This is a genomic window from Streptomyces sp. 4N509B (genome assembly GCF_052245655.1).
Taxonomy (GTDB): domain Bacteria; phylum Actinomycetota; class Actinomycetes; order Streptomycetales; family Streptomycetaceae; genus Streptomyces.
In genome coordinates, this window is the sequence record NZ_JBQQBZ010000002.1 from 212,346 (window position 1) to 227,114 (window position 14,769).

Sequence of the window (14,769 nt, forward strand, 5' to 3'; positions counted from 1 at the left end):
TACGATGAATATCGGCACCCGACAAGCCGCGCCAGGCCGCGACAAGCCCTGTGCCTGGATCCGCTGACGGAGCTCCGTCAAAACCGCGGCACGTAGGCTTGCTGCGTGACTCACCAGCCACCACCCCGCCGCCAGCAGGAGCGCCCCCGCGCCCCGCGGGCCCAGGTCGCGCTCTCCACGGCCTCGGTGTACCCCGAGGACACCGAGGCCGCGTTCGAGATCGCCGGCCGGCTCGGCTACGACGGGGTCGAGGTGATGGTCTGGACGGACCCGGTGAGCCAGGACACCGTCGCGCTCGACCGGCTCGCCGAGCGGCACGGCGTCCCCGTGCTGGCGGTCCACGCCCCCTGCCTGCTGATCACCCAGCGGGTCTGGTCGACCGACCCCTGGCAGAAGCTGGTGAAGGCGCGGCTGGCCGCCGAGCGGCTCGGGGCCACCACCGTCGTCGTCCACCCCCCGTTCCGCTGGCAGCGCGCCTACGCGCGTGACTTCGTCGGCGGCATCCGCCGCATGGCGGAGGAGACGGACATCAGGTTCGCCGTCGAGAACATGTACCCCTGGCGGTACCGCGACCGTGAGGTGCAGGCGTACGCCCCCGGCTGGGACCCCACCCACCAGGACTACCGGCACTTCACGCTCGACCTCTCCCACGCCGCGACGGCGCGCACCGACGCGATGGCCATGGCCCGCCGCATGGGCGACCGGCTCGGACACGTGCACCTCGGGGACGGCCGCGGCTCGGGCCGGGACGAGCACCTGGTGCCGGGGCGCGGCACCCAGCCCTGCGCGCAGCTGCTGGAGCACCTGGCCGTCACCGGCTACGAGGGGCACGTGGTCGTCGAGGTCAGCACGCGGCGGGCGATGTCGGGCGAGGCGCGGGAGGCGGACCTGGCGGAGGCGCTGGCCTTCGCGCGCCGTCACCTCACGGTCCCGCCGCCCGAGCCGGAGCCGACCGGGCCCGTGGCCGAGACCGGGCTCGCCGACGAGGCCGGACCCGCCGACGAGCACGAGGGCGCCGACGAGCCGAGGGCTCCGGAAGGGCCGAACGGGCCGGCCGACGCCGTTCGGCACGAGCCGCTCGCCGCCGGCCGGCGGGAGCGCAGGTGAGCCCTCAGGCGCGCGAGAACGCGCCCTCCCACCACCCCGAGCCAGCAGAGCCAGACCCGCCGGAACAGCCGGCACACCCCGACACACCGGAAGAGCCGGAGACGCCGGAGACGCCGGAACAGAACGGCGGCGCCGCGCGGCCGGCGGCGCGGAGGCGCCGACGCGGACGTCCGCCGCGCGCCGCCGCCGAGGACGGCGCGCCCGGCGCGCGGGAGCGCATCCTCGCCTCCGCGCGCGCCGAGTTCGCCGAGCGCGGCTACGACCGCGCCTCCGTCCGCGCCATCGCCCGCGGCGCCGACGTTGACCCCGCCCTGGTCCACCACTACTTCGGCACGAAGGAGCGCGTCTTCTACGCCGCCGTCGCCATGGCCGCCGAGCCCGCCACCCGCGGCCTCTCCGCCGCCCAGGCCGAGGCGCACGACACCGAGGACTTCGGCGAACGCTTCACCCGCCTCTTCCTCAGCGTCTGGGAGAACCCCGAGACCCGCAGCCCCCTGCTCGCCATCGTGCGCTCGGCGGTGACCAACGAGACCGCGGCCCGGATATTCCGCGAGTTCGTCACCAACCAGCTCATGCCGCGCGTCGCCAACGGGCTGCCGGGCGCCGACGCCCGGCTCCGCGCCGAACTGGCGGCCTCCCAGCTGATCGGCTGCATGATCCTGCGCTACGTCGTCAAGGCGGAGCCGGTGGCCAGCACCGACGTCGAGGAGCTGACCCGCCGCCTGGCCCCGGTCATCCAGCACCACCTCACCGGCGCCGCCCTGCCCCGCGAGGAGCCCTCGTGACGCACCCCGAGCCCGGACGAGCCCCGCGCGCCCTGTCGCTGCCCCTCCGCACGGACCGCCTGGACCTGCGGCTTCCCACCGCCGACGACGTCGACGACGTGTTCGCCTACCAGGGCCTGCCCGAGGTGGCCCGCTTCCTCTACCGGCCGCCGCGCACCCGCGAGCGCTGCGCCGAGATCATCGCCGCTGGCGGCACCGCACCCGACTGGACCGCCGACGGGGACACGCTCACGCTGCTCGTCTGCCGGCGCGGGACGCCCGGCGTGGTCGGCGAGGTCTCCCTCACCCTCTCCCACGCCCGCGCGCGGCAGATGGAGATCGGCTGGACCCTCCATCCCCGACACGAGGGCCACGGGTACGCCACCGAGGCGGCGCGGGCGCTCGCGACGGCGGCGTTCGACGTGCTCGACGCGCACCGCGTCTACGCCCGGCTGGACGTGGAGAACAGCGGCTCGGCGCGGGTGTGCGAGCGGCTCGGGATGCGGCGCGAGGCGCACCTCGTGGAGAACGACCTCACCCCGGACGGGCGCTGGGGCAGCGAGTACGTCTACGCCGCGCTCGGTCACGAGCTGCGGCGTCGCCCCTCCTGACCTCCCCGACCCTCTGGCCCCTCCCCTGCCCACGCCCCGCGGTCCGGTCACCGCCACTTCGCCACGCTGACCCGCGTGACGGGCGCGGCCTCCTCCTCCGGCGGGGCCGTCGGGTCGGGCTCCTCCTGCGCGGGCTCGCCCTCGCCCTCGACCGTCACGACGGCCCCGGCCGGCTCCACCGTGACGCGGCCCTGCCAGACCCCGGTGGGCTCGCGCTCGTGGTCCACGGTGACCTCGACGACCGTGCTCTCTCCCGGCCGCAACGTCCCCGACTGCTGGTCCAGCAGCAGCCAGTCGGAGTCCGCCGTGGCCGTCCACGCCACGGGCGCGCCCCCGGAGGCGGTCAGCGTGATGCGCGCGCCGTCGGCCGTGGTCTCCGCGACGGCCGCCAGGCTGCCCTCCTGCTGCCCTGAGCCGTCGCCCGCTCCGCCGCCCTGGCCGCCCTGACCGGCCCCGTCTCCCTGCCCCTGCCCGCCCTGCTCCTGCCCCGTGCCCGGCCCCGGCTGCGGCGCCTGCCCCTGCGACCCGGCCGGCTCCCGGCCCGTGCCCGAACCGTCGGCCGGGCCGCCGTCCGCTCCCGCGCCGTCAAAGGCCCCGTCCCCACGGCCGGTGCCGTCCCCACCCCCGTCGGACGGTCCGGAACCGGGCCCCTGCCCCCGCCACGTCCCGTCGGACGAGGCGTCCTCGCCGCTGCCGTGCGGCTGTGAGCCGACGTCCGGCGCCGCGTTGCCCGGCTCGTCGCGGAGGTGGCCGTCGGGCTCCCCGGTGACCGGGACCGCCCGGTACGCCGCCGCCAGTGCCAGCACCGGCGTGGCGAGCACGGCCGCCACCGCCGTCGTGGTCAGCGCCCGGCCGCGCAGCCGCTCCCACCGGGCGGCGCGGTCGCGCTCGGGCAACGGGAACCCGGCCCGGTCGAAACGCGGCAGGTGCTGGGCGCGGGCGCGGTGGATCGCCAGGCGGGCGGCGTGCACGGCGGGACGGGGCGCGGCCAGCACGACCAGGCGCGACAGGCCCGTGGTGACGTCGGGTCCCGGCGTCGCGGAGGTGCCGGGCCAGCGGGCGGAGACCATCGCGCGGTGCGCGACCAGGCGGCAGGCGGGGCAGGCCTCCACGTGCCGGACCAGCTCGCCGCGCAGCCGAGGGCCGAGCAGCAGCCGCCGGTCGTCGCCCGAGAGGACCGCCACCGCGGGGCAGCCGCTGGACTCGACGGCGACCAGCGCGGCGCGCGTCCGCTCCACCTCCCGCGCGGCGACCGTCAGCAGCGTGTGGGCCGCCTGGTCGTCCAGGCGCAGCACCCGGGCCAGCTCGGGCAGCGGCAGCTGGTGCCGGACGGCGAGCTCCAGCGCCTCGCGCTGCTCGGGGGTGGTGCCGGCGGCCTCGGGCCAGGACAGCGCCGCCAGCTCGCGGCGGCGCCGCCCGGCGTCCGCGCCGCCCGCGGCGCGCGGGGTGACGTCACCGCGGGCGGGCGCGACGCCCCGCGTGCGCTGCTCGATCCGCCGCTCGGCGGCGAGACGGCGCAGGCAGGCCCAGCGGGCGAGGGCGTACAGCCAGGGGCGGCGCAGCGCCGGGTCACGGGGGCGGCGGACCCGCTGGTGCTGCCGCTCGGCCACGGCCAGGGCCTCGCCGAGGGCGGCGGTGGCCGTGTCGTGCTCGCACATGATCGACAGGCAGTACGTGAACAGCCCGTCGAGGTGGGCGTCCTCGTAGGCGGGGCCGTGCGCCGGGCCGCGTCCCGCGGCGCGGGAGCCGCGCGCCCGGGGCGGGTGGGGGGCGTCCCGGGGCTCGACCCCGTCAGGCACGCCGGCCGTGCCGGCAGTGCCGGCGGCGCCGGGGGCGTGGCCGGGATGGCTGACGTGGACGGCGCCGGCTGCTGCGCCCGACGCGTCGGCGGCGCCGGGCGCCGCGTGCGCGCCGCGTCCCCGACGCTGGTGCTTCCTCCCCCCGTGCCGGGGCGCGCGGGAGGCGGCTGCGACGGGTCGACTGCTGGTCTTCACGTCGTGACCGTAGGCGTCCGACGGGGCGCCCAAGCGCCACACGGGCGATGTTCGCCCGAACGGGTGAGGCGGGCGGTGTCAGTGCCGGGCGGTAGCGTTCCGCGCATGGCTCGTAAGACTGACCGGCCCGCGTACCGGTGCTCCGAGTGCGGCTGGTCCACGGCGAAGTGGCTCGGCCGCTGTCCGGAGTGCCACGCCTGGGGGACCGTCGAGGAGGTCGGCGGCACCCCGGCCGTGAAGACCACGGCGGCGGCCCGGGTGGCGCAGCCGGCCGTGCCGATCGGCCAGGTGGACGGGCAGCGCGTCACCGCGCGCAGCACGGGCGTGCCCGAGCTGGACCGGGTGCTCGGCGGCGGGCTCGTGCCGGGCGCCGTCGTGCTGCTGGCCGGCGAGCCGGGCGTCGGCAAGTCCACGCTGCTGCTCGACGTCGCCGCCAAGGCCGCCTCCGAGCAGCACCGCACGCTGTACGTCACGGCCGAGGAGTCCGCCGGGCAGGTGCGGCTGCGCGCCGACCGCATCGGCGCGCTCCACGACCAGCTGTACCTGGCGGCGGAGACGGACCTGGGCTCGGTGCTCGGCCAGCTCGACGCGGTCCGTCCCGGCCTGCTCGTGCTGGACTCGGTGCAGACGGTCGCCTCGGCGGAGGTGGACGGGGCGCCGGGCGGGGTGGCGCAGGTGCGGGAGGTCGCGGGGGCGCTGATCCGGGCGTCGAAGGAGCGCGGCATCTCCACGGTCCTGGTCGGGCACGTCACGAAGGACGGCGCGATCGCGGGTCCCCGGCTGCTGGAGCACCTGGTGGACGTCGTGCTGCACTTCGAGGGGGACCGGCACGCCCGGCTGCGGCTGGTGCGCGGCGTGAAGAACCGCTTCGGGGCCACCGACGAGGTCGGCTGCTTCGAGCTGCACGACGAGGGACTGACCTCCCTGGCCGACCCGTCGGGGCTCTTCCTCACCCGAAGGGACGAGCCGGTGCCCGGCACCTGTCTGACGGTGACGCTGGAGGGCCGCCGCCCGCTGGTGGCCGAGGTGCAGTCGCTGACGGTGGCCAGCCAGATCCCCTCGCCCCGGCGCACCACCTCGGGTCTTGAGACGTCCCGCGTGTCGATGGTGCTGGCGGTGCTGGAACAGCGCGGCCAGCTCACCGCCCTGGGGAAGAACGACATCTACACCGCCACCGTCGGCGGCGTGCGGCTGACGGAGCCGGCCGCCGACCTGGCCGTGGCGTTGGCGCTGGCCAGTGCCGCCTCCGACGCCCCGCTGCCGAAGAACCTCGTGGCCATCGGCGAGGTGGGCCTGGCCGGCGAGGTGCGGCGCGTCACCGGGGTGCAGCGCCGGCTGGCCGAGGCCGCGCGCCTCGGGTTCACGCAGGCGCTGGTCCCGGCCGACTCGGGGGACGCGCCCCGGGGCATGCGGGTGCGCGAGGTGGCCGACATAGGCGAGGCCCTGCGCGTGCTGCCGCGCCGTCCGCGCCCGCAGCGCGCGACGCGTGAGGCCGAGGACGCTCCCGTCGTCGAGGGGTTGGCCGAGACACGCCGGTAGACTCGGGGGACACACAGCCAAGATTCGGCCAGGGCGGACCCGACGGACCCGCCCACTGGATGCCCACCGGCACCGGACGCGGTCACGGAGGAACCCATGGCACCCAGCGACCGGCCCGCGCTACGCACCACCCTGCGCGCCGTTGCCCCGGGCACACCGCTGCGGGACGGCCTGGAGCGTGTCCTGCGGGGGAACACCGGCGGCCTCATCGTCCTCGGCATGGACCGCGCGGTGGAGTCGCTGTGCACGGGGGGCTTCGTGCTCGACGTCGAGTTCACCGCCACCCGGCTGCGGGAGCTGTGCAAGCTCGACGGCGCCGTCATCGTGGACCGGGACATCGCCCGGATCGTCCGGGCGGGCGTGCAGCTCGTGCCCGACCCGTCGATCCCGACGGAGGAGACCGGCACCCGGCACCGCACCGCGCAGCGTGTCTCGATCCAGACGGGCTTCCCCGTGGTGTCGGTCAGCCGCTCCATGCGGCAGGCCGCCCTCTACCTCGACGGTCAGCGGCGGGTGCTGGAGGACTCCGGCGCGATCCTCTCCCGCGCCAACCAGGCGCTGGCCACCCTGGAGCGGTACAAGCTGCGGCTGGACGAGGTCACGGGGACGCTCTCCGCGCTGGAGATCGAGGACCTGGTCACCGTGCGGGACGTGGCGGCCGTGGCGCAGCGGCTGGAGATGGTGCGTCGCATCGCCACGGAGATCGCCGAGTACGTGGTGGAGCTGGGCACCGACGGGCGTCTGCTCTCCCTCCAGCTCGACGAGCTGATCGCGGGCGTCGAGCCCGAGCGCCAGCTCGTCGTCAGGGACTATCTTCCGGACGTGGCCGGCGGGAAGCGGTCGCGGCGGGTCGGCACGGCCCTGGCGGAGCTCGACGGCCTCGGGCACGCGGAGCTGCTGGAGCTGCCGGCCGTGGCCCGCGCCCTCGGGTACAGCGCGACGCCCGAGTCGATGGACAGCTCCGTGTCGCCGCGCGGCTTCCGCCTGCTGGCGAAGGTGCCGCGCCTGCCGGGCCTGGTGATCGACCGTCTCGTGGACCACTTCGGCGGGCTCCAGAAGCTGCTCGCGGCCAGCGTCGACGACCTCCAGGCCGTGGACGGCGTGGGCGAGACCCGGGCCAGGTCCGTCCGGGAGGGGCTCTCCCGTCTGGCGGAGTCCTCCATCCTCGAACGCTACGTCTGAGCCGGCGCCGCGGCGGCCTCTGAGCCGGCGGCGCGGCGGCGCGCCGCTCTGAGCGGTCCGAAAGGCCGTTACGTGCGGGCCCCGCGGCCGGTGCCCGTGCGCAGCCAGTCCTCGACGGCGCGCGCGGTGTGCGCCGCGTTCTCCCCCAGGAGGGAGCCGTGGTCCCCCGGCACCCGCACGACGGTGTCGGCGGCGCGCCACCGGCGCCACTCCCCCGCTCCCGGCGCGTCCGGGCCGTGCTCCGCGGTCACCAGCAGCGTCGGGGCGTCGAGGCGCTCGGGCGGCGCCGCCGGCCAGCCGTCGAGCAGGCGGAGGTAGCCGCCCATGGCGAGGATCGTGTCGTCGTTGATGTCGGGGTGCGCGGGCCCACGCCGCAGAACGTGACCCATGGCCCAGGCGAACACCTCGGCGTGCCGCGCCGGCTCCGGCTCGTAGGTGTCGATGAGGACGACGCCCGCGACCTGGTGCCCGGCGGCCCTCAGGGCCACGCCGACCGCGTGGGCGAGGACCCCGCCGCTGGCGTGTCCCGCCAACAGCAGCGGCGCGCCCTCGTCGCCCGCGGCGGCGAGCGCGCCCGCGGCGAGGGCGTCGACGGCCGCACGGCGGCTGGCGGGAAGCGTCCCGGTGCCGATGCCGACGCAGGCGCCGGTGCCGGTGCCGGTGCCGAAGCCGGGCAGGACGAGCGCGCAGGTCCGCGGCCGGCGCTCGAAGGCGGCGGCGAACCGCGCGAACGTGTGGGGTCCGAAGCCGGCGAGGAACGACGGCACGCACACGACGGCCGGGTCCGGCGGCCCGTCGGACAGCAGGACGGCGGCGGGCGGTGCGGGCAGCTCCGCCGGGTCGGTGAAGGCCGGGCGGTACGCGGCGGCCGCGGCCAGCAGCGGGGCGGCGCCGCCGAGGTCGCCACGGGTGTGCGCGGTGCGGAGCAGGTCGGTCACCGTGCCGCCGCGGTCCACGGGTCCGACCCGCGGGCCCGCGCGCCGGACGGGCCGACGGGCGCTCGGCGCGGCGCTGGCGGACCGTGTCACCGGTGTCGCCCGCTCGTGGGGTCGCGGGTCGTGGGGAACGACGCGGCGGCCCATGGTGCGGGCGAAAGGCTCCGGTTCAGCCACTGGAACACACCCCCGTGTGGTTTCCCCCGTGGTCTCTGGGTCCTGACACCCCGGCAGGTGTGGCGACACACCTGGTGGTCGTCGGGGCGGCACGACGGCACGACGGTACACCGGGTGGGCGCTTTCCGCACTCCTCGATGTGCCGAAGTCGCCACGGTCTCGGGGGAGTTCGAAAGCGCTGGCACGATCCCCGCGCGTTCTCCCGCGCTCGGGCGCGTTCGCGGACGGAATCGCGCGGGGCGCTCCGGGCGGCGGGTCCGGGTGGGGCGTGGGTGGAGGCGCGAGCGTGGGTGGAGGCGCCGGCGTGGGCGTGGGGCGAGGCGTCGGCCGGCGCGCGGCGCGGGTCCGTCAGTCGTCGTCGAGGCGGAACGACGTGGGCGGCAGCGAGGAGAAGCCCGCGAGGGTCGCCTCGGCCAGATAGCTCGTGCCGGTCTCGGCCTCCCTGCCGGGCGGCCCGTCGCAGTCGCCCGTGCTGTGGCGACGGTCCCACTCCAGGGTGTGGCTGGCGCTGTCGCCGGCCCACACGGCGGTCGGCGCGCTGGCCGCGCCCGTCGGGCAGTCGTCGGAGGACCACACCGGCTCGGCGTCCGGGTCGGTGACCGCGACGCTCAGGGCGTCGTGACCGAAGTCGACCACGCACGACACGCCGGAGACGTTCTCGGCCGTGACCACCAGCTCCGGCTCCTCGTCGAGCCCGTACTCGTTCCGCGCGCTGGTGAAGGTGACCGTCACGTCCGCCGGCTCGCACGCCGGCAGGCCCGAGGGGTCCTGCTGCCCGCCCGAGGAACCACCGGAGGCGGCGCCGCCGCTCTGACCATCGCTCTGGCCCTCGCTCGTGCCGCCGTCCTCGCCGCCCGCGCCACCCTCGGCGTCGCCGTCGGCGTCGCCCGTCGTGCCGCCGCCCTCGTCGTCACCCTCCTGGCCGGTGTCGTCGGTGGGCTCGGACGACTCCCGTCCGCTGGGCCGGGTGTCGATGAACGACTCCGACGGTGTGGGTCCCGGCGTGATCGACTCGGCGGGCTCCTCGGCGTTCCCCCCGTCGCCCGTCGTCTCGGTGCCGCCGCCGCCCGATCCGGAGGCCAGTGCCCAGATCACCAGGAGCGCCAGCAGTGCGACCAGCGACAGCACGACGGCCCTGCGGCGCCAGTAGATCGACGACGGCAGGGGTCCGACCGGTCTGCGCAGAGATCCCACGCGGAAACCTTACGAGACATCAGCGCACCCGCACTGCCCTGGCCACCGCTTAACAGGGAACGTTCTCATACCAACCTGCGTGCCGCTTTGTGCCGTACACGGAACATGCCAGGATCACCATGCGATGACTACCACCACGCCCCGTACCACACCCCACGCCACGACCGTGACGACGTCCGCCACCAGCTCCGCACAGCCCGCGCCACAGCCCGTCACCCGACCCGCCGAGCCGGGCGCGTCGCCGGAGGCGCCCCAGCCGACCGACCTCCACGCCCCCGTCATCGAATGGTTCAGCGAGCACGCCAGGGACCTTCCCTGGCGGCGGCCCGAGGCCGGGGCCTGGGGTGTCATGGTCAGCGAGTTCATGCTCCAGCAGACCCCCGTCAGCCGCGTGCTGCCCGTCTACACCGAGTGGCTCGAACGCTGGCCGCGCCCCGCGGACCTCGCCGCCGAGGCGCCGGGCGAGGCCGTGCGCGCCTGGGGCCGACTCGGGTACCCGCGGCGGGCGCTGCGCCTGCACGGCGCCGCCGCCGCCATGGTGGAACGCCACGGCGGCGAGGTCCCGCACGACCACCACCAGCTGCTGGCGCTGCCCGGCGTCGGCGAGTACACGGCCGCCGCCGTCGCGTCCTTCGCCTACGGCCAACGCCACGCCGTGCTCGACACCAACGTCCGCCGCGTCTTCGCCCGCGCCGTCACGGGCACGGAGTATCCGCCGAACGCCACGACCGCGGCGGAGCGCCGGCTGGCTCGGATGCTGCTGCCCGAGGAGGAGACCACGGCCGCGCGCTGGGCCGCGGCGACGATGGAGCTCGGCGCGCTGCTGTGCACCGCGCGCAGCCCGCAGTGCGGGCGCTGCCCCATCGCCGAGGCCTGCGCCTGGCGCCGGGCGGGGTCCCCGCCCCACCAGGGCCCGGCCCGCCGGGGGCAGACCTACGCCGGCACCGACCGCCAGGTCCGCGGCAAGCTGCTCGCCGTCCTGCGCACCGCGCCGGCCCCCGTCGACCGGGCCACCCTCGACCGCGTCTGGCACGACCCCGAGCAACGCGCCCGCGCCCTGGCCGGCCTCCTCACCGACGGCCTCGCCGAGCGCCTTCCCGACGGCCGCTACCGCCTCCCGGGCACGCGGTAGCCCGCGGCGGGGCCGGCGGCGTGAACCCGCCGGGCGGCGGGCTCACCCGACGCCGGAGTGTGCGAGCGGCGGCAGCATGGCTCGCGCGTCGGCGCCGGCGCCGAGCCAGAGCCCGATCACGAACGCGGCCGTCGCCTCCAGCAGCCCGGCGCGTTCCGGGCCGCCGCCCGCCACCGGGGTGCAGCCGAGGTCCGTCACCAGGGTGTGGACGGTCGCCAGCGCGGCCGGGTCGGCGCCGCAGACCGGCACGGCCAGCGGGCGCCCGTCGAAGACGGGCGGGTCGAGCCGCCAGACGTCGACGTGGCAGAGGTTGAACGCCTTGACCACGTGCGCGCCGGGCGCCGCCTCGGCGATCCGCTCGGCCATGGGCGCGGCCAGCGTGAAACGGCCGGGCTCGACGGCGTTGGTGCAGTCGATCAGCGTCCGTCCGCTCAGGGGCGCGCCGGCCGACGCCACGGCCATGACCACCTCGACCGCCGCCTCGGCGTGCACGGCGAGCAGCACCGCGTCCGCGCCGAAGGCCGCCGCCTCCGCGAGGCTTCCCGCCCGCACGCGCGCGCCGTCGGCGGCTCCGCGCGCGGGCCCGCCCCCGGCCGGCCCCTCCTTCGGCCGCCCCTCCTTCGGCCGCCCGCCGTCCTGTCGCCCGTCGAGCCCTTCGTTCAGCCGCTGTGCCAGGCGGGCCGCCCGGCGCGGGTCCCGCCCGCCGACCATCACCTCGTGACCGGCCGCGGCCCACCGCCCGCCCAGGGCGTCGGCCATGTTCCCCGCGCCGAGTATCCCGATGCGCATCCTTCTCGATCTCCCTCGTCGACTCCTCCCCGCCCCTCGTACGGTGACGGGAGACCGACGCTAGGAAATCCGAAGGGAACCGTTCGGTGCCCAACACCTCGCCGCAGCCGCCGCCCTCCTCCCCCTTCCTCGCCGACTGCCAGGCCCGGCTCGCCTTCGACCTGATGGGCAACACGTGGACCGCCGTGGTCGTCTGGGCCCTGCGCGACGGGCCGCGCCGCCCCGTGGAGCTGCGCCGCCGCATCGGGGGCATCAGCGGAAAGGTCCTGGGCGAGACCCTGCGCCGCCTGGCCCACCACGGCCTGGTCACCCACCGCCGGCACCGCGAGGCACCGCCCCGCGTCGACTACGAGCTGACGCCGCTGGGCCGCACGCTGCTGCCGCTGATCGAGGCCTTCGGCGCCTGGGCGTTCGACCACGCGGAGGAGGTGCTGGACGCCCAGGACCGCTGGGAAGCCCTCCACGCGGCGGACCCGGAGGGGGCGGCGTCGGCGGAACCGCAGGGGGCGGCGGAACCGCAGGAGGCAGTGGGGGTGCGGGGAGCGGAGGAGGACGAGGGCTGAGCCACGCCCGCGCCCGGGCCGGACGGGCCCTCAGCGGGCGTGGCAGTCGGCGAGGTGGTCGTTGACCAGGCCGCACGCCTGCATCAGCGCGTACGCCGTGGTCGGGCCGACGAAGCGGAAGCCACGCTGCTTGAGGGAGCGGGCCAGGGCCGTCGACTCGGGCGTGGTGGCCGGCACGTCCGTGACCCGGCGGGGCGCCGGCCTGCTGTCCCGGTCCCCGGGGGCGTGGGACCAGACGAGCTCGGTCAGCTCCCCCTCGGCCCAGTCCGCCGCCACCCGGGCGTTCGCTATCGTCGCCTCGATCTTCAGGCGGTTCCTGATGATGCCCGTGTCCGCCAGGAGCCGGGCCTGGTCCGCCTCGTCGAAGGCGGCGACGCGCCCGATCCGGAAGCCCTCGAAGGCCGCGCGGAACCCCTCACGGCGGCGCAGGATCGTCAGCCACGACAGGCCGGACTGGAACGCCTCCAGGCACAGCCGCTCGAAGAGCGCGTCGTCCCCGCGAACCGGGCGTCCCCACTCCTCGTCGTGGTACACGCGGTACTCCTCGGGGGTCGTGCCCCACGGGCAGCGCGCCAGCCCGTCGGGGCCGACCGCCACACCCGTGGTCCGTGCTTCGTCGTCCATGCGGGCAGTCTGCCGCACGGCACTGACAACGCGGCGCGGCGAGCGTCGCCGCAGCTCAGGACGCCGCGGGCAGACCGTCGGGCGGGCCCCCTCGCCCCGCCGGACTCCTCAGGGCACCTCCCGCAGGTACATGGCCCCACACGTGTGGCAGAACGGCTCCGCCGTCCGCCCCCACTCGCTCTCGGGCAGCGTCCTGGCCCCCGGCTCCAGCGCACGGCCGCACATGGCGACGTGCTCGTCGCCGCGCACCATGTGCCACGACCTGACGGCCGCGCCGTCGGGCTCCCCCGCCGCCTGGCCGTCGTACTCCGCTCGCATCTGGTGCCGCACGACGCGCTCACCTCCTCCACGTCCCCCGTCCATGGTGGGCCCGCGCCGGCCGGGCCGCACGGCGACCACCGTGCGGCCCCGACGCGGCGCGGCCCGGCGCGGCCCGGCCCGGCCCGACGCGGGCGGCGCCTCAGTCGAGCGCCTCAGCCGAGCGCCTCAGCCCCTCACGCTCACGGCGCCGTGATCGGCAGCACCCCCGCCCCCGACTGGGTCAGCACGATCGCGCGCACCGCGTGCGAGGAGCGCTGCGGCGTGTAGCGGTAGACGTCGGAGGGCTGCCAACCGACGTCCGTCGAGAACTCCCGCGTCGCCCACACGGGCGGCTCGGTCCCCGCCTGCTCCGCCGCCGCGATCGCCTCCGCCGACGCCTCCTCGAACTTCCGCTCGGCGATCCCGTTGACGTTCACCCGCTCGGGCCGCCAGGACGGGCTGTCGCTGAACCACGAGCCGTGGTCGCGGAAGAGGTGGCCGTTGAGGTTGTCGAGGATGACGTCGGGCGAGGCGCCGGGGCCCGTGTGGTGGAAGGCGTTGTACTCGGAGACGATCTGGGACTCCAGCCCCATGCCGAGGAAGTAGTCGGAGCCGCCCATCTCCTCGCTGACCATGGGGTATCCGGGGTCCTGGGTGCTGCCGACGAAGTAGTTGTTGTAGGCGTGGACCCGGCCGAAGCGGACCCGGGGGCTGCGCTGCTGGCTGTCCTCGAAGAGGTTGTGGTGGAGGGTGACGCGGAGCCGGCCGCGGTCGGTGTCGGCGTTGCCGTCACCCGAGCCGATCAGCATGGTCTTGGAGTGGTCGAGGAAGCGGCTGTAGGAGACGGTGACGAGGTCGGAGCCGTCCTCGATGTCCAGCAGGCCGTCGTGCCGCTCCACCGGCTGCCCGTGGAAGCCGACGGGCGCCTCGTCGTTCGGGAAGCGGCCGTCGGTGAAGGTGCAGTGGTCGATCCAGATCCGCGAGCCGGTGACGAGCGACAGGGCGTCGAAGCGCGCGTTCCACGAGCCGTGCTCGCCGTCCCACGGGTCCCAGGAGGGGAAGTAGTCGACCGGGGCCTCGAAGTGCAGGTTGCGCACGATGATGTTCTCGCCGAGCCGGACCGACAGGTACACGCCCAGCAGCTGGGCGTCGTCGCCGATCCCCACCAGCGTGGTGTTGCTCGGGATCTCCAGCTGGATCTGCCGCTTCTCGGCGTTCGAGCCCGTGGTGCGGAGCCGGCGCATGTCCCCACACCACTCGTAGCGGCTGTCGCTCCACTCGGTGCCCTCCGGCCCGTAGCAGGCCATGAAGCGCTCCAGGTCCCAGCCGGGCGCGTAGTCCTGCTCGTCGAGCAGGGTGCCGTCCGCGGCCTCGTGGCCGTTGATCGCGCCCCGGACGTAGATGATCTTCGGGGCCTCCGGCTCGCCCCCGTTCTGGAACGCCGCGGCCAGCTCGGCGCGGGTCTCCACGACATGGATGCTGCTCTCGGAGGCGCCGGCGCCGCCGGTCGTGCCCCCTTCCGTGGCGGCCCACCCGACGGGCTGGCCCGCACGCGGCCCCTGGCCTCCGGTGCCGCCGGCACCGGCCCCGGCACCGACGGCGTCCGCGGCGCCGGCCGGCGCGGTGAGCAGCCCGGCGGTGAGGGCCGCGACGAGGCCGGCCACGCCCGCCAGGGCCCTCATCCGACCGACACGTCCGACACGTCCGGCACCTCCGACACGTCTGTCACGTCTGACACGGGACACGCGGCTTTGACAACGCTTCACACGACGCACGATGGAACGTCCCCTTCCTGAGACTCTGACCGATGCGTCGCCACCGGCGGCCGAAAGGTTGCCGTTCTGTGTGGCCGAAAACG

At 76.2% G+C, this 14,769-nt stretch carries 14 protein-coding genes; 7 read left to right on the forward strand and 7 right to left on the reverse strand.

The annotated features are described in order from the left end of the window. Nucleotides 1-105: 105 nt before the first annotated feature. Genes ACTWP5_RS03085 through ACTWP5_RS03095 form a run of 3 tightly spaced genes read left to right on the forward strand, consistent with a single transcriptional unit; the run spans nt 106 to nt 2,482 of the window. A complete protein-coding gene (locus ACTWP5_RS03085; RefSeq protein ID WP_443219112.1) occupies nt 106-1,107 on the forward strand; it encodes a sugar phosphate isomerase/epimerase family protein in 1,002 nt (333 codons plus the stop codon). Continuing rightward, entirely contained in the window at nt 1,104-1,892 is a 789-nt protein-coding gene (locus ACTWP5_RS03090) for a TetR/AcrR family transcriptional regulator (protein WP_443219113.1), read from the forward strand. The genes ACTWP5_RS03085 and ACTWP5_RS03090 overlap by 4 nt, the downstream gene beginning before the upstream one ends. Further along, nucleotides 1,889-2,482, forward strand: coding sequence for a GNAT family N-acetyltransferase (locus tag ACTWP5_RS03095; protein WP_443219114.1), 594 nt, complete (start codon nt 1,889-1,891; stop codon nt 2,480-2,482). The genes ACTWP5_RS03090 and ACTWP5_RS03095 overlap by 4 nt, the downstream gene beginning before the upstream one ends. 47 nt (nt 2,483-2,529) lie before the next feature. Here the strand turns inward: ACTWP5_RS03095 and ACTWP5_RS03100 are convergent, their stop codons facing one another. Next, a complete protein-coding gene (locus tag ACTWP5_RS03100; protein WP_443219115.1) occupies nt 2,530-4,476 on the reverse strand; it encodes a BACON domain-containing protein in 1,947 nt (648 codons plus the stop codon). Between the two features lie 105 nt (nt 4,477-4,581). On the opposite strand from ACTWP5_RS03100, the gene radA reads away from it, so the two are divergent. Beyond that, nucleotides 4,582-6,015: a DNA repair protein RadA gene (gene radA / locus ACTWP5_RS03105; protein WP_443219116.1), complete on the forward strand. Its 1,434-nt coding sequence runs from the start codon at nt 4,582-4,584 to the stop codon at nt 6,013-6,015. Between the two features lie 96 nt (nt 6,016-6,111). Next, nucleotides 6,112-7,197, forward strand: coding sequence for a DNA integrity scanning diadenylate cyclase DisA (gene disA / locus ACTWP5_RS03110; protein ID WP_443219117.1), 1,086 nt, complete (start codon nt 6,112-6,114; stop codon nt 7,195-7,197). Between the two features lie 68 nt (nt 7,198-7,265). Here disA and ACTWP5_RS03115 read toward each other — a convergent pair whose 3' ends face one another. Then, nucleotides 7,266-8,135 (reverse strand): thioesterase domain-containing protein, encoded by an 870-nt coding sequence (locus tag ACTWP5_RS03115; protein WP_443219118.1) that lies wholly within the window; start codon nt 8,133-8,135, stop codon nt 7,266-7,268. 522 nt (nt 8,136-8,657) lie between these two features. Next, nucleotides 8,658-9,503 (reverse strand): hypothetical protein, encoded by an 846-nt coding sequence (locus tag ACTWP5_RS03120; protein WP_443219119.1) that lies wholly within the window; start codon nt 9,501-9,503, stop codon nt 8,658-8,660. A gap of 124 nt (nt 9,504-9,627) precedes the next feature. Between ACTWP5_RS03120 and ACTWP5_RS03125 the strand changes: the two genes are divergently transcribed. Beyond that, entirely contained in the window at nt 9,628-10,635 is a 1,008-nt protein-coding gene (locus tag ACTWP5_RS03125; protein ID WP_443219120.1) for an A/G-specific adenine glycosylase, read from the forward strand. A gap of 42 nt (nt 10,636-10,677) precedes the next feature. On the opposite strand, the gene ACTWP5_RS03130 is transcribed toward ACTWP5_RS03125, so the two are convergent. Next, entirely contained in the window at nt 10,678-11,424 is a 747-nt protein-coding gene (locus ACTWP5_RS03130) for an NADPH-dependent F420 reductase (protein ID WP_443219121.1), read from the reverse strand. 164 nt (nt 11,425-11,588) lie between these two features. On the opposite strand from ACTWP5_RS03130, the gene ACTWP5_RS03135 reads away from it, so the two are divergent. Further along, entirely contained in the window at nt 11,589-11,987 is a 399-nt protein-coding gene (locus tag ACTWP5_RS03135) for a winged helix-turn-helix transcriptional regulator (protein ID WP_443219331.1), read from the forward strand. A gap of 30 nt (nt 11,988-12,017) precedes the next feature. Here the strand turns inward: ACTWP5_RS03135 and ACTWP5_RS03140 are convergent, their stop codons facing one another. From ACTWP5_RS03140 to ACTWP5_RS03150, 3 genes are all read right to left on the reverse strand, one after another. Continuing rightward, a complete protein-coding gene (locus ACTWP5_RS03140) occupies nt 12,018-12,611 on the reverse strand; it encodes a DNA-3-methyladenine glycosylase I (protein WP_443219122.1) in 594 nt (197 codons plus the stop codon). Between the two features lie 108 nt (nt 12,612-12,719). Next, nucleotides 12,720-12,941 (reverse strand): hypothetical protein, encoded by a 222-nt coding sequence (locus tag ACTWP5_RS03145; protein ID WP_443219123.1) that lies wholly within the window; start codon nt 12,939-12,941, stop codon nt 12,720-12,722. A gap of 170 nt (nt 12,942-13,111) precedes the next feature. Next, complete coding sequence (locus tag ACTWP5_RS03150) at nt 13,112-14,593, reverse strand: pectate lyase family protein (protein WP_443219124.1); 1,482 nt, start codon at nt 14,591-14,593, stop codon at nt 13,112-13,114. Nucleotides 14,594-14,769: the final 176 nt, after the last annotated feature.

What these genes read in the sequence shown, in the direction of transcription:
- disA (WP_443219117.1), top strand. Translation starts at nt 6,112, where the DNA reads ATGGCACCCAGCGACCGGCCCGCGCTACGCACCACCCTGCGCGCCGTT.
- ACTWP5_RS03140 (WP_443219122.1), bottom strand. Translation starts at nt 12,611, where the DNA reads ATGGACGACGAAGCACGGACCACGGGTGTGGCGGTCGGCCCCGACGGG.
- radA (WP_443219116.1), top strand. Translation starts at nt 4,582, where the DNA reads ATGGCTCGTAAGACTGACCGGCCCGCGTACCGGTGCTCCGAGTGCGGC.
- ACTWP5_RS03135 (WP_443219331.1), top strand. Translation starts at nt 11,589, where the DNA reads ATGGGCAACACGTGGACCGCCGTGGTCGTCTGGGCCCTGCGCGACGGG.
- ACTWP5_RS03150 (WP_443219124.1), bottom strand. Translation starts at nt 14,593, where the DNA reads ATGAGGGCCCTGGCGGGCGTGGCCGGCCTCGTCGCGGCCCTCACCGCC.
- ACTWP5_RS03130 (WP_443219121.1), bottom strand. Translation starts at nt 11,424, where the DNA reads ATGCGCATCGGGATACTCGGCGCGGGGAACATGGCCGACGCCCTGGGC.
- ACTWP5_RS03125 (WP_443219120.1), top strand. Translation starts at nt 9,628, where the DNA reads ATGACTACCACCACGCCCCGTACCACACCCCACGCCACGACCGTGACG.